Genomic DNA, 12,779 nt, shown 5'->3' with positions numbered 1-12,779 from the left:
GGTAACAGTAAGCTATAAGCACCGAACCACCGGATTAGCCGGGCTCCGCTCCTAATTTGTCTCATCGCGAGGATTTCATGGTCTCTTCATTCAAGCGTCCAACGCTTACAACACTAGCTGCAGCGTTAGGCCTGACCGGTGCGTTACTGAGCAGCGGCGCCCATGCCGAAGGCAAGATCAGCATCGCCCAACAGTTCGGCATCGGTTATCTGATCCTCGACGTCGTTCAACAGCAAAAGCTGATCGAAAAGCACGGTAAGGCCGAAGGCCTGGACATCGAAGTCAACTGGAACAGCATCTCCGGCGCCACCGCGATGAACGAAGCGCTGCTGGCTGGCGCACTGGACGTTGTGTCGGCAGGCGTGCCACCGATGCTGACCATCTGGGACCGCACCAAGGGCAAGCAGAACGTCAAGGCCATCGCCTCTCTCGGCTCGATGCCCAACTACCTGCTGACCAACAATCCCAACGTCAAAACCCTGAAAGACTTCACCGACAAAGACCGGATTGCGGTGCCCGCTGCGGGCGTGGGCTTCCAGTCGCGCACGTTGCAGATCGAAACCGCGAAGATCTTCGGCGACGCCGAATTCAAGAAGTTCGACAACATTTCCGTGAGCATTCCGCACCCGGACGCGACCGGTGCGCTTTTGGCAGGCGGCTCTGAAATCAACTCGCACTTCTCAAGCCCACCCTTCCAGTATCAAGAGCTGGAAAACCCGAAGGTGCATAAGGTGCTGAGTTCCTATGACATCCTCGGCGGTCAGGCCACGTTCAACGTGCTCTACACCACTCAGAAATTCCACGACGAAAACCCGAAGACCTACAAAGCGTTCTACGACGCGCTGGCTGAAGCCGAGAAGATCATCAAGGCCGACAAACCCGCTGCGGCCAAGACTTACGTCGATGTCGAGAAGTCGAAGTTGCCGCTGCCGTTCGTTGAGAAGATCGTCTCCGATCCAGAAATCGACTTCACCATCGTGCCGCAGAAAACCTTCATCTACGCCACCAAACTGCAAGAACTGGGCGTGCTGAAAAACAAGGCTGATAGCTGGAAAGACTACTTCTTCGAAGAAGCCCATGGCGGCGACGGTAGCTGATCGAGCTTGGCTCTACTCGCCTGACCTGAGGCATTCGCGGACAGGTCCGCTCCCACAGGTACGATGCAAACCCCTGTAGGAGCGAACTTGTTCGCGAGGCGGTGTATCAGGTTTACCGCACACCCGCCTGCTCGCCAACGAGTTGGCTCCTACAGGGACCGGCTTGGTCAAAACCTTTCGTTTCACGTCTGCCTATCGAGGGCTACAGCCGCGCCAGCTTCGGCAAATCCCCGGTCAGGCCCATCGCTTGACGCACGAACATTGCTTTGGCTTCTGACGAATGATCCACCATCTTCAAACCGGTGTTGCGCAACCAGCGCAACGGCAACGGATCAGCCTGGAACAACCGCTCGAAGCCTTCCATCGCCGCCATCAGCGCCAGATTGTGCGGCATGCGACGGCGTTCATAACGACTTAACACGCGCTCATCAGCCAACCGCTCTCCACGTTCTGCCGCGTGATTCAGCACTTCAGCCAGCACGGCAGCATCGAGAAAGCCCAGGTTGACGCCTTGTCCGGCCAAGGGATGAATCGTGTGGGCGGCATCGCCGATCAATGCCAGCCCTTCGGCGACATAACGTTTTGCATGGCGCTGGCGCAACGGCACGCACAGCCGTGGGTCAGCTGCGAGTACCTGACCGAGGCGCCCTTCGAACGCACGTTCCAGCTCACGGCAGAATGGTTCGTCTTGCAGCGCCATCAGGCGTTCGGCTTCAGCTGGCGTGACCGACCACACGATGGAGCACCAATGCTCGCCTTCGCGCTCCAGTGGCAGAAACGCCAGGGGGCCGTCATCGGTGAAGCGCTGCCAGGCGGTTTTCTTGTGGGAATGGGTCGTACGCACACTGGTCACGATGGCGTGATGCAGGTAGTCCCACTCGCGGGTTTCGGTGCCAGTCAATCGCCGGACCGCCGAGTTGGCGCCGTCCGCCGCGACCACCACAGGCGAGCGCAGCGTTCGTCCGTCTGCCAGTGTCAGCAGCCAGTCATCGCCGGAGCGACGCATTTGCTCCAAGCGCGCGTTGGCCAGCAGGCCGACGTCGCAATCGTGCAGTCGCTCGATCAGTGCATCCTGAATCACTCGGTTCTCGACGATGTGCCCGAGCACTTCGGCGTGCACGCTGGCGGCGGAAAAATGTACTTGCCCGGTGCCGCTGCCGTCCCAGACCTCCATATCCCCATAAGGGCTGGCCCGCCGCGAGACAATGCCGTCCCACACATTCAGGCGCTGCAGGATGCGCTGAGAGGCGGCAGACAACGCGCTGACCCGAGGTTCGAACATCCCGGCCGAATCGAACGGTTTAACGCTCAGCGGGCTGTTGTCGACCAGCAGGATGTTCAGCCCACTGTTCTGCAACGCCAACGCAAGGGCGCTACCGACCATTCCAGCCCCGACAATCAGCAGATCTGCGCGCGTTTCCATGCTTTAAATCGTTCTCGCGTGTGGCCGAAGCCGAGGGAAATTAGACATCTGCACGTGTACCCAGCCCCATGGCCTGACGGGCAAACCAGCGCTTGGCCGATGGCAGTAAATCGAGGCCCAGCAAGCCGACATTGCGCCCGGCGGTGATCAGCGGTTGATCACTGCCAAACAAGCGCGTGACCTGATCGGAGAAGCCAACCGTCAAGCTTTGATCCAGCCGTTGACGCCGCGCATAGGCTTGCAGCGTCGACAGATCGCCAGGTGTGTTGTCACTGGCCAACAGCGCTTCGGCCAGGGACGCGGCGTCTCGCAGTGACAGATTGAAACCCTGGCCGGCGATCGGGTGCAGGCTGTGCGCTGCGTTTCCCAACACCGCCAGATGTGAGCGAACCTGTTCCTGCGCTTCGATCAGGTTCAGCGGATAAACGTGGCGCACGCCGACCTGCTTCAGAGCACCTAATCGATAGCCAAACACGCTTTGCAGCTCCGCCAGAAACGCACGATCGTCCAGTTCGAGCAAACGCTGAGTGTCATTGCCGTTACGGGTCCAGACCAACGCGCATCTGTTTTCCGGCAGCGGTAGCAGCGCCATCGGGCCCTGGTCGGTGAAGCGCTCGAATGCCTGGCCGCAATGGGCTTCGCCGGGGGTGATGTTGGCGATCAGCGCGGTCTGGTCGTAAGGCCGGGTCGTTACGGCGATGCCCAGTTGCTCGCGCAGGTTGGACCGACCACCGTCAGCGAGCACGGCCAGATCGCAATCGATCTGGGTTTCATCGTTCAACGTCAGGCGATAGCCATCGGGCAGCGCCTGCATTTGCTTCACTTCGGCGGGCACGCGCCAGCTGATCACTTCCTTATCGAGCCCCTGCCAAAGGCATTGCCCCAGCCAAGCGTTCTCAACCACGTAACCCAGAGCGGGCACGCCTTCTTGTATCGCCGACAGATTGGCTGCGCCGATGCGGCCTTTGTCCGACACTTGAATCTGCCGGATGGGCTCGGCGCGACGGCTGATGTGCTGCCACACGCCCAGGCGCTCGTAGATTTGCCTCGCACCGAACGACAGCGCAGAGGATCGCGCGTCGTAGCTTGGCTGGTAGGTATCGCCCGGGGCGAAGGGTTCGATCATCACGATCTTCCAGCCCCGTGCCTTGGCGCCCGCCTGCAGTGCTAGCGCCAGGCTCGCGCCGACGAGGCCACCACCGATGATTGCCAGATTGAAGCGGCTCATGCGGCTTGAGTTCGCGCGGCGGACATCAGCGCTTCAATATCGGCGACCGACTTGGGCACGCCGCTGGTGAGAATTTCGCAGCCTTTTTTGGTTACCACCACGTCGTCCTCGATACGTACGCCAATGCCGCGCCATTTCTTCGCGACGGTTTGGTTGTCTGGCGAGATATAAATGCCCGGCTCCACGGTCAACGCCATGCCGACTTCCAACACGCGCCATTCACCGCCGACGCGGTAGTCACCCACATCGTGCACGTCCATGCCGAGCCAATGCCCGGCGCGGTGCATGTAGAAAGCTTTGTACGCTTCGCTGACGATCAGTTCATCGACGTTACCCTGCAACAGGCCAAGCTCAACCAGACCGGTGGTGATGACCCGAACGGTGGCTTCGTGCGCCTGATTCCAGTGTTTACCGGGGCCGATGGCCTCGAACGCTGCTTCCTGCGATTTGAGCACCAGCTCGTAAATCGCTTTTTGCTCGGCAGAGAATTTGCCACTGACCGGGAAGGTGCGAGTGATGTCACTGGCGTAGCAGTCAATTTCGCACCCGGCGTCGATCAGCACCAGATCGCCGTCTTTGAGCACGGCGTCGTTTTCCTGGTAATGCAGAATGCAAGCGTTGCGGCCTGAGGCGACGATGGAGCCGTAGGCGGGCATTTTCGCGCCGCCCTTGCGAAACTCGTAATCCAGTTCCGCTTCAAGGCTGAACTCATACAGCCCCGCACGACTGGCCTGCATCGCCCGCACGTGGGCGCGAGCGGAAATCTCGGCTGCGCTGCGCATTACTTTCACTTCGGCGGCCGATTTGTACAAACGCATATCGTGCAGCAGATGATCCAGCGCAACGAACTCTTTGGGCGGCTGCGCGCCGAGGTTGGCCTTGGAGCGGATGACGTTGATCCACTCCATCACGTGCCGGTCGAATTCGGGGTTGCTGCCCATCGACGAGTACACGCGATCCCGGCCCTCAATCAGGCCCGGCAGGATGTCGTCGATGTCGGTAATCGGAAACGCGTCGTCAGCGCCGAAATCGCGAATCGCTCCGTCCTGCCCTGCGCGAAGGCCATCCCACAGTTCACGCTCGGCATTGCGCTCGCGACAGAACAATACGTACTCGCCGTATTCACGCCCCGGGATCAGCACGATCACGGCTTGCGGTTCGCCAAATCCGCTGAGGTATTGGAAATCGCTGTCCTGGCGGTACACGTGCTCTACATCCCGGTTGCGAATCGCCACCGCAGCCGCCGGCAGAATGGCGATACTGTTGGGCTCCATCTGCGCCATCAAGGCTTTGCGGCGGCGAGCGTATTCGGCTTTGGGGATGTGAATCATGGGCAAGAACGGTCCCTTTTAGTGAGCGCTTCGCCCCTCATCGCGTTTACGCGAAAAGAGGCGATTCGGCGCAGATGAACAATCAATGCAGAGACGGTTTGGCGTCGGGGGCCGCTTTCTTGTTGAACTCGGTGAACAGCAGCAGGGGGGCGACGCGCAGGTATTCCATGACTTCCATGTAGTCGCTTTCGCCGTCTTCGGACTCTTCCAGCGCGTCCTGAACCTGGGCGATGGCGGCCAGATCCTGCAGTACTTCGGACGCTTCGGGGCTCAGGGTGTTATTGCCGCCGGCCAGACCGAAACCGGCAAGAAAGCCCTGGCACCATTGGCCCAGAGCAGCAGCGCGCTCGGGCAGGGGTTCGTCATCACCAGGCAACAGCAAAACGACGGTCATGTCATCACTGGTCAGTTCGCCTTTGACCATCTCCTGCAGGCCGATCAATGCCTGACGAACGTTATCTTCAGGCTCCTTTTCCAGCAGCATGGATGCGTCGGCAAACCAGCCTTCGGCTTCGAAGCCTGCGCCTGCGCAACTGCGGCCCAGCAAAAGACCGTGCAGTTCAGCAGGAGACACAGGATGACCGCTGCCGTTGAGCAGGGTCGCGAACGCGTTGTACGGGGAATTCTGTTTAGGCATGGGCAACTAGGCGCCAAGCGGCGCAATGTCTAGAATGAAGGCCTTGTATCCTAGCACCGGCAGACATGCCCAAGCTATCGGGGTGCGCATCGCTCACAAAGTCGAGGCTAGCTCCGGCCCAGCTTCTGCGCCGCTCATCTGAAAGTATTCAGTGGAAAACAATGGAAGACACCGACCTGCAAGCGCTGATGGCTCGACTGGAGTTATTGATCAATCGTGTCGAGCAACTAAAAAGCGAGAACGGACTCTTATTAGCTCAGGAAAAGTCCTGGCGCGAGGAACGCGCTCACCTCATTGAAAAAAACGAAATCGCCCGGCAAAAGGTCGAGTCAATGATTTCGCGCCTCAAGGCCCTGGAGCAAGACACATGAGCAATGGCAACAGCATCACCGTTCAGATCCTCGACAAAGAATATTCGATCATCTGCCCCCAGGAAGAGCGCACCAATCTGGTCAGCGCAGCGCGTTACCTGGATGGCAAAATGCGTGAAATCCGTAGCAGCGGAAAAGTCATCGGTGCTGACCGCATCGCGGTAATGGCGGCCTTGAATATCACTCACGATTTGCTGCACAAACAAGACCTCCCTCAGTTACAGACCAACGGTTCCACGCGAGAGCAGGTAAAGGATCTACTGGATCGAGTGGACCTGGTCCTTGCCACGGATCCGGAGAAACCGCAAGGCTGATACTTGCCAGATGTTTGGGTATACTGGCGCCGCTCCCTGGAGTGCTTGCCAGTCGGTCATGTCCCTGAGCCGATACGCACAACCACGGGGGTTGCAAGTTGGGGTTGGTGTGCATGTCCGCTCGACGGAAAGCCTTAAAACCTCCTGCAATCTCCACCTTGAACTTTCGGGTTCAAGGGCTACACCGACAGCGGTTCGTCGGGGAGTCTTCGAATATCTGCCCATGGCCGGACACCTTGTCTGGCGGTGGGAGTCGCGGAAAAACCGTCATTCGCGATCGCCTTCATCCTCTACGGACCAGCCTGCATGACCTCTTCCGGCTCTGCTTCCCTGACTGATCCTGCCTCTCTTTCTCGTCCCCAGCTCCGCCGTCAACTGCGCAAGGCACGTCGCGCACTGTCACGTGCCGAACAGCGCGCCGCTGCTCGCGGTTTGTACCGCCAGCTCGCGCAACATCCATTGTTTCGCCGCGCCAGACATGTCTCGCTGTACCTTCCGATGGATGGAGAAATCGACCCTCGGCTGTTGCTGCGTGAAGCGCAGCGTCGTGGCAAGGCGACGTATCTGCCGGTGCTGAACGCCTGGCCGAGCACCAAGATGGTGTTCCAGCGCGTGCGGCCGGGCGAGAAATTCCGGCCCAATCGCTTTCGCATTCCCGAGCCCCACATCAACCCTCGTCGCCAACGCAAGATCTGGGCGCTGGATCTGATTCTGATGCCGCTGGTGGGTTTCGATGATGAAGGTGGTCGTTTGGGCATGGGCGGTGGGTTTTACGATCGTAGCCTGGCGTATCGCGCGCGCAGGAAAGCCTGGCAAAAGCCGGTGCTGCTGGGTATGGCGCATGAGTGTCAGAAGGTGCAGAGACTGGCGCAGGCCAGTTGGGATGTGCCGCTGCAGGGGACGGTGTCGGATCAGCGTTGGTATCTGGCGCAGAAAGTTTGAATTCTGCGCTGCTGCATTGAATCAGCGATGGCCTTGTTTAGGCTGCTGTTGAGCGATCTCAACCGGTGCGTCCGGTTTGGCAGACCACAAGCTTTGTGCGTAGCCAGTGGTCACGATCCCCAAGCCGAACAAAATAACCAATATCCACAATAAATCCGGCTTGCGTTTCATTGACTGCCTCCCTTTGGCACATCATTACCTCCCGTTTATGGCATTTTTCGATAGGCCGAGTAACGGTGTACCCTTAAAATCCGCGCATTCTGAGGCAACCTCATCGCACACGCAAATGCTGGCGCCAACCGACTGTCGATTTGTCACAAAAGCGTAGGACAACCTGCCCAATTGTTCTTTCCGGAGGAAAAAAGATGGCCTTTTGGTTGATGAAATCCGAGCCTGATGAGTTTTCCATCAGCAATTTGCAAAAGCTGGGAGACGCGCGTTGGGACGGCGTTCGCAATTACCAGGCGCGCAACTTCTTGCGCGAAATGGCCGTCGGTGACCAGTTCTTCTTTTATCACTCTAGTTGCCCGGAGCCTGGCATTGCGGGCATCGGCAAAATCATCGAAGCCGCTTATCCCGACCCCACCGCGCTGGACAAGAAAAGCCATTACTTCGACCTCAAGGCCAGCAAAGAGAAAAACCCCTGGAGCGCGATCAACGTCGCCTTCGTCGAAGCTTTTGCTTCTGTCCTCAGCCTGACCTTTCTCAAGCAGCAATCTGCGCTGGAGGATTTGCCGCTGGTGCAAAAGGGCAGTCGGCTGTCCGTGATGCCCGTGACTAACGAGCAATGGGCGGCGGTGTTGGCACTGAAGTAATGCTTGACCCTGTAGGAGCGCGCTTGCCCGCGATGGCAATACTGACAGTCAATAATGTATTGCCTGATACACCTTCATCGCGGGCGAGCGCGCTCCTACAGAGGCGAGTGGGTCACTGAGCAATAAAGTTGTTGAACAACAAATCTTCAACCACCGGTTTGCCGGTTTCGTCGTTCATGACTTGCTGAACCTGCTTCAACGCTTCCTGACGCAACTTCTCCTTGGCGTCGACGTTGCTCATGCTGTCGACAGTCTGCTGGGTGAATAGCGCAACCAGCTGATTACGAATCAGCGGCTCGTTGGTTTTCACTGCCTTCTGCGCGTCGGCGCCGGTCACACGAAGCGCTACGTCGGCTTTGTAAACATGCAGTTTGGGGCCGCCGTCCAGTGAGTAATTGCCCACGAAGGGCGGCGTCAGCGCGACATACGCCACTTTGTTTACGTCTTCTTCCTTGCCGCCTTCTTCAGCCAGCGCCATAGCGGGCATCGACAGGGCCAGCAACATCAGGGTCCACGCTTTCACAATCCACTCCTCAATCTGCGTTTGCGCCACAGCTTACTTCAGCTTATGCACGCTTATCAGGCCCGGGCATGCTCATTGACCACGCAACCGCTCTACCTACACTTATCGGCCATCACTCCAAAAGGAATAGCCCCGATGAAAGCCGTGCTGTGCAAAGCCTTCGGTCCTGCCGAAAACCTGGTGCTGGAAGACGCTGCGAGCCCAGTCCCGAAGAAGAATGAAATCCTGCTGGACGTGCACGCCGCCGGGGTCAATTTCCCGGACACACTGATCATCGAGGGCAAGTACCAATTCAAACCGCCGTTCCCGTTTTCACCGGGCGGCGAGGCAGCGGGCGTGGTGTCAGCCGTGGGTGAAAAGGTTGCGCACTTGAAAGTCGGTGATCGCGCGATGGCGCTGACTGGTTGGGGCAGCTTCGCCGAACAAGTTGCCGTGCCGGGTTACAACGTCCTGCCCATCCCGGATGGGATGGACTTCACCACCGCCGCCGCATTTAGCATGACCTACGGCACCTCAATGCACGCGCTCACGCAGCGCGCAAACCTGCAGCCCGGCGAAACCCTATTGGTTTTGGGTGCGTCCGGCGGCGTGGGCCTGGCCGCCGTGGAAATCGGCAAAGCCATGGGCGCTCGCGTGATCGCTGCGGCCAGCAGCGCCGAAAAACTCGAAGTCGCCAAAAACGCAGGCGCCGACGTCCTGATCAATTACACCGAAACCAACCTCAAGGACGCACTCAAGCGCATCACCGATGGCAATGGCGTCGACGTCATCTACGACCCGGTGGGCGGCGATCTCTTCGACCTCGCCGTGCGCTCCGTCGCCTGGAACGGCCGACTGCTGGTGGTCGGATTTGCCAGCGGGCGTATTCCTGAGCTGCCAGTAAACCTGGCGCTGCTCAAAGGCGCGTCCGTGATTGGGGTGTTCTGGGGGGCTTTTGCGCAGCGGCAACCGCAGGACAATGCGGCGAACTTTGGGCAGTTGTTCAAGTGGTTTGGGGAGGGGAAATTGCAGCCGCTGGTGTCGAAGGTTTATCCGTTGAGTGAGGCGGGGGCGGCTATTGATTCGTTGGGGCAGAGGCGGGCGGTTGGGAAGGTGGTTGTTGGGGTGAGGTAGTCGGCGAATTCCGACTTACCCTGCCTTGGCATGACCATCCGCAGCCGTTGCTCAACCCGATCCATCCCGAATAGGTATTCCACCGACTCACGAACAGCTGCCGGTTTTCAGGTAGCTGGCGAGGGGAAATGTGGGCGGATCCTAACGTTCGAACCGGGGGTGAATCATCAGCGTATGCCATGCTGGAAATTGTCACGAGGAATGCAGCCAGAGAATTCTCGTTGGCGCTTTCAAGGGCACCCCCTCTCCTCATCTATCGTGAAATGCATATTCACTATCCACTGAACTGACGCTGGCTTCTCTTCCGAAACCTCCCAGGGTTTGAATCGCCACCGAGCCACCGCAAAGGTCGCAGCATTCGCAAACCGTGGATGCGTTGCCTTAAGAACATGGATGTCGCTTACTGAGCCCTCCCATTGCACGATGTAACTGAGCTTTACGCATCCGGATATGCCCTTATCTCCTAGATAGGGAGGATAGAAAGGCGCAACGTAGTGCTCATACTCCGGATCATATTTCTCCCCGTCCGCCATAGCGGGCGGTGAACCGGCAGCGATGCACACCAACACCGCAGCACCCAAAATTCCCTTCGAGGCGTGAGCGCCCATCACAACCCCACCAACACTTCCCGAATCCCCTTGGGCAGGTAATACGCGACGGGATGGTCCGGATTGCGTTTGCAGTGTTTGACGATCCTGGGTATCGCGCTTTCCATTTGCGCGACCAGTGTTGCGCGCGTTTGCGGGTCGGGCTTGAGCCTTTGGACATACGCGCCATTCACAAACTCTTGGGTGTACTGAAACACGTCGACGTTCTTCAGCGGTTGTTCTGCGAAGTTACGAAGGCTGGCCTTCACTTCGTAAAGGAGGTACGCGCACAACGTATTGCGCAGGCCGACGGTGATTTCTGATGAGAAGGGCTCAATTCCGCGAGCGCCGAAAAGAATGGGAACGGTAAATTCCAGCGTGGAAGGTTCGCCGTTATCGGTAGTCCACGGCTGAAACCGCCATCCAACAACGGCGCGTTGAGTGGCCTCGGCAAAGGCCGGGTGGCTGCTCTCAATGATCCTGGCCGCTTGAATGCCGCCGTGGGCTGCAATGGTCAGATGGACGCGCACCTTGCCGGTGTAACGTGTGTCGATCAGCTGTCGGGGGAATTCCGGCTTCGGTGTCTGTTCGGGAATCAACAGGACATCAGCAGCAAGCGCCTGAAATGCACACAACAGAAACCCTATTACTACGCAGAACCTCATCCTTTGACTCTCCAACCATCGCTCATTGTTTTGATGTCGGAATGCTATGGCCTGGAGCCACCTGAAATAAGGTTATCGAGTCTGGTTCTCATGTAGGACGTATCCTAAACATGTCGCTACTGGTTACACATTCACGTCATGTTCATATTCCAACACGTCAAAGCCCGTGTTTCTTGCGGTTTATCCGATGAGAAGCCTTCCTATTTTCTGTAATGAAAATGTAATATTCGGATTCGCAGAACAATATAAGAAAAATGGAGAGCCACGATGTTTGCCTTCTTCCGCCCTGCCGCACACCAGGCGCCCTTGCCCGAGGAACGGGTTGACAGCACTTACCGACGACTGCGGTGGCAGATCTTCGCCGGTATCTTCTTTGGTTACGCCGGTTACTACCTGCTTCGAAAAAACTTCTCTTTGGCGATGCCTTACTTGATTGACGAGGGCTACACGCGCGGCCAATTGGGCGTCGCCATTTCAGCGATTGCGATTGCTTACGGGCTGTCGAAGTTTTTGATGGGCATCGTGTCGGACCGATCTAACCCTCGTTACTTCCTGCCCTTCGGCCTGCTGGTGTCGGCTGCGGTGATGTTCGTGTTCGGGTTTTCTTCCTGGGCGACGTCCAGCGTGACGATCATGTTTATCTTGCTGTTCATAAACGGTTGGGCGCAGGGCATGGGCTGGCCGCCGAGTGGGCGGACGATGGTGCACTGGTGGTCGCAGAAAGAGCGTGGCGGCGTAGTGTCGGTGTGGAACGTCGCGCACAACGTGGGCGGCGGGTTGATCGGGCCACTGTTTTTGCTGGGTCTGGGCTGGACCAATGACTGGCACGCGGCGTTTTACGTACCCGCTGCCGTTGCGCTGCTGGTTGCAGTGTTTGCCTTCGTGGCCATGCGCGACACGCCGCAGTCGGTGGGTCTACCGCCCATTGAGGAATACAAGAACGATTATCCGGAGGGCTACGACGCGAGCCATGAGGAAGAATTCAGCGCCAAGGAAATCTTCGTCAAATACGTGCTGCGCAACAAGATGCTCTGGTACATCGCGCTGGCCAACGTCTTCGTTTACCTGCTGCGCTATGGCGTGCTGGACTGGGCTCCGACGTATCTGAAAGAAGCCAAGCACTTCACGGTCGATACAACGTCGTGGGCCTACTTCTTTTATGAGTGGGCAGGTATTCCGGGGACGCTGCTGTGCGGCTGGATGTCGGACAAAATCTTCCGCGGCAACCGTGGCCTGACCGGCATGGTGTTCATGTTTTTGGTGACGATCGCGACGTTGGTCTACTGGCTTAATCCGCCGGGAAACCCGACGGTCGATATGATCGCGTTGGTGTCCATCGGCTTCCTGATTTACGGCCCGGTGATGCTGATCGGCTTGCAGGCGCTTGAGCTGGCACCGAAGAAGGCGGCAGGCACGGCAGCGGGCTTCACGGGGCTGTTCGGTTATCTGGGAGGCTCTGTCGCGGCCAGTGCGTTGATGGGCTACACCGTGGACCACTTCGGTTGGGATGGCGGCTTCATCCTGCTGATCATCGCCTGTGTGCTGTCGATGGTCTTCCTCGCGCCGACGCTCTGGCATACGCGCGTTGCAAGCACCAGTCGTGAGGCAACCGCGTAACGATCGAATGGCGTAACCCGGTAGGAGCGAACTTGTTCGCGAAGCGTTTATCTGGGAAGGAACATTTGTTGCCGGATGACCGCCTCGCGAACAAGTTCGCTCCTACCGGGGCAGAT

Annotated in this window: 15 protein-coding genes and 1 other RNA gene; 8 read left to right on the top strand and 8 right to left on the bottom strand. The window is 58.3% G+C overall.

Annotation, left to right across the window (positions count from 1 at the left end; all coding sequences use genetic code 11):
* The first annotated feature begins 77 nt into the window (after nucleotides 1-77).
* Nucleotides 78-1,097, top strand: coding sequence for an ABC transporter substrate-binding protein (locus ACWKV9_RS05560; protein ID WP_483835082.1), 1,020 nt, complete (start codon nucleotides 78-80; stop codon nucleotides 1,095-1,097).
* A gap of 202 nt (nucleotides 1,098-1,299) precedes the next feature.
* Here ACWKV9_RS05560 and ACWKV9_RS05555 read toward each other — a convergent pair whose 3' ends face one another.
* The 4 genes from ACWKV9_RS05555 to ACWKV9_RS05540 all read right to left on the bottom strand — a co-directional run bounded on the left by ACWKV9_RS05555 (nucleotide 1,300) and on the right by ACWKV9_RS05540 (nucleotide 5,716).
* The gene (locus ACWKV9_RS05555; protein WP_483835081.1) at nucleotides 1,300-2,520 is read right to left on the bottom strand and encodes a 2-octaprenyl-3-methyl-6-methoxy-1,4-benzoquinol hydroxylase; all 1,221 of its coding nucleotides are present in this window, start codon (nucleotides 2,518-2,520) and stop codon (nucleotides 1,300-1,302) included.
* A 40-nt stretch (nucleotides 2,521-2,560) separates the two neighbouring features.
* Nucleotides 2,561-3,748: a 2-octaprenyl-6-methoxyphenyl hydroxylase gene (ubiH, locus tag ACWKV9_RS05550; RefSeq protein ID WP_483835080.1), complete on the bottom strand. Its 1,188-nt coding sequence runs from the start codon at nucleotides 3,746-3,748 to the stop codon at nucleotides 2,561-2,563.
* Nucleotides 3,745-5,079, bottom strand: coding sequence for a Xaa-Pro aminopeptidase (gene pepP, locus ACWKV9_RS05545; RefSeq protein WP_483835079.1), 1,335 nt, complete (start codon nucleotides 5,077-5,079; stop codon nucleotides 3,745-3,747). Before pepP ends, ubiH begins: the two co-directional genes overlap by 4 nt.
* 82 nt (nucleotides 5,080-5,161) lie before the next feature.
* Complete coding sequence (locus ACWKV9_RS05540; RefSeq protein WP_483835078.1) at nucleotides 5,162-5,716, bottom strand: YecA/YgfB family protein; 555 nt, start codon at nucleotides 5,714-5,716, stop codon at nucleotides 5,162-5,164.
* Nucleotides 5,717-5,877: 161 nt separating this feature from the next.
* Between ACWKV9_RS05540 and ACWKV9_RS05535 the strand changes: the two genes are divergently transcribed.
* From ACWKV9_RS05535 to ACWKV9_RS05520, 4 genes are all read left to right on the top strand, one after another.
* Nucleotides 5,878-6,087 (top strand): TIGR02449 family protein, encoded by a 210-nt coding sequence (locus ACWKV9_RS05535; protein WP_483835077.1) that lies wholly within the window; start codon nucleotides 5,878-5,880, stop codon nucleotides 6,085-6,087.
* A complete protein-coding gene (gene zapA, locus ACWKV9_RS05530; protein ID WP_483835076.1) occupies nucleotides 6,084-6,401 on the top strand; it encodes a cell division protein ZapA in 318 nt (105 codons plus the stop codon). The genes ACWKV9_RS05535 and zapA overlap by 4 nt, the downstream gene beginning before the upstream one ends.
* Nucleotides 6,402-6,431: 30 nt before the next feature.
* Nucleotides 6,432-6,610: non-coding RNA, 6S RNA (gene ssrS / locus ACWKV9_RS05525), on the top strand.
* 97 nt (nucleotides 6,611-6,707) lie between these two features.
* On the top strand, nucleotides 6,708-7,343 hold the full coding sequence (locus ACWKV9_RS05520; RefSeq protein WP_483835075.1) for a 5-formyltetrahydrofolate cyclo-ligase: 636 nt from the start codon (nucleotides 6,708-6,710) through the stop codon (nucleotides 7,341-7,343).
* 21 nt (nucleotides 7,344-7,364) lie between these two features.
* Here ACWKV9_RS05520 and ACWKV9_RS05515 read toward each other — a convergent pair whose 3' ends face one another.
* Complete coding sequence (locus ACWKV9_RS05515; RefSeq protein ID WP_483835074.1) at nucleotides 7,365-7,514, bottom strand: hypothetical protein; 150 nt, start codon at nucleotides 7,512-7,514, stop codon at nucleotides 7,365-7,367.
* 194 nt (nucleotides 7,515-7,708) lie between these two features.
* Between ACWKV9_RS05515 and ACWKV9_RS05510 the strand changes: the two genes are divergently transcribed.
* Nucleotides 7,709-8,158 carry an EVE domain-containing protein gene (locus tag ACWKV9_RS05510; protein WP_483835073.1) on the top strand — a complete coding sequence of 150 codons (450 nt, stop codon included), beginning with the start codon at nucleotides 7,709-7,711 and terminating at the stop codon, nucleotides 8,156-8,158.
* Between the two features lie 112 nt (nucleotides 8,159-8,270).
* Here ACWKV9_RS05510 and ACWKV9_RS05505 read toward each other — a convergent pair whose 3' ends face one another.
* Nucleotides 8,271-8,681 carry a flagellar basal body-associated protein FliL gene (locus ACWKV9_RS05505; protein WP_483835072.1) on the bottom strand — a complete coding sequence of 137 codons (411 nt, stop codon included), beginning with the start codon at nucleotides 8,679-8,681 and terminating at the stop codon, nucleotides 8,271-8,273.
* A gap of 135 nt (nucleotides 8,682-8,816) precedes the next feature.
* Between ACWKV9_RS05505 and ACWKV9_RS05500 the strand changes: the two genes are divergently transcribed.
* Nucleotides 8,817-9,794 (top strand): NADPH:quinone oxidoreductase family protein, encoded by a 978-nt coding sequence (locus ACWKV9_RS05500; protein ID WP_483835071.1) that lies wholly within the window; start codon nucleotides 8,817-8,819, stop codon nucleotides 9,792-9,794.
* Between the two features lie 230 nt (nucleotides 9,795-10,024).
* Here the strand turns inward: ACWKV9_RS05500 and ACWKV9_RS05495 are convergent, their stop codons facing one another.
* Nucleotides 10,025-10,327 (bottom strand): TonB family protein, encoded by a 303-nt coding sequence (locus tag ACWKV9_RS05495; protein ID WP_483835394.1) that lies wholly within the window; start codon nucleotides 10,325-10,327, stop codon nucleotides 10,025-10,027.
* Between the two features lie 74 nt (nucleotides 10,328-10,401).
* Nucleotides 10,402-11,046 carry an energy transducer TonB gene (locus ACWKV9_RS05490; RefSeq protein WP_483835070.1) on the bottom strand — a complete coding sequence of 215 codons (645 nt, stop codon included), beginning with the start codon at nucleotides 11,044-11,046 and terminating at the stop codon, nucleotides 10,402-10,404.
* Nucleotides 11,047-11,313: 267 nt separating this feature from the next.
* On the opposite strand from ACWKV9_RS05490, the gene glpT reads away from it, so the two are divergent.
* Nucleotides 11,314-12,663 (top strand): glycerol-3-phosphate transporter, encoded by a 1,350-nt coding sequence (gene glpT / locus ACWKV9_RS05485; protein WP_483835069.1) that lies wholly within the window; start codon nucleotides 11,314-11,316, stop codon nucleotides 12,661-12,663.
* Nucleotides 12,664-12,779 lie beyond the last annotated feature (116 nt).

Source organism: Pseudomonas corni (assembly GCF_057128765.1).
The sequence above is the reverse complement of the archived record's forward strand: the minus strand, read 5'-3'. Positions and strand labels throughout refer to the sequence as shown.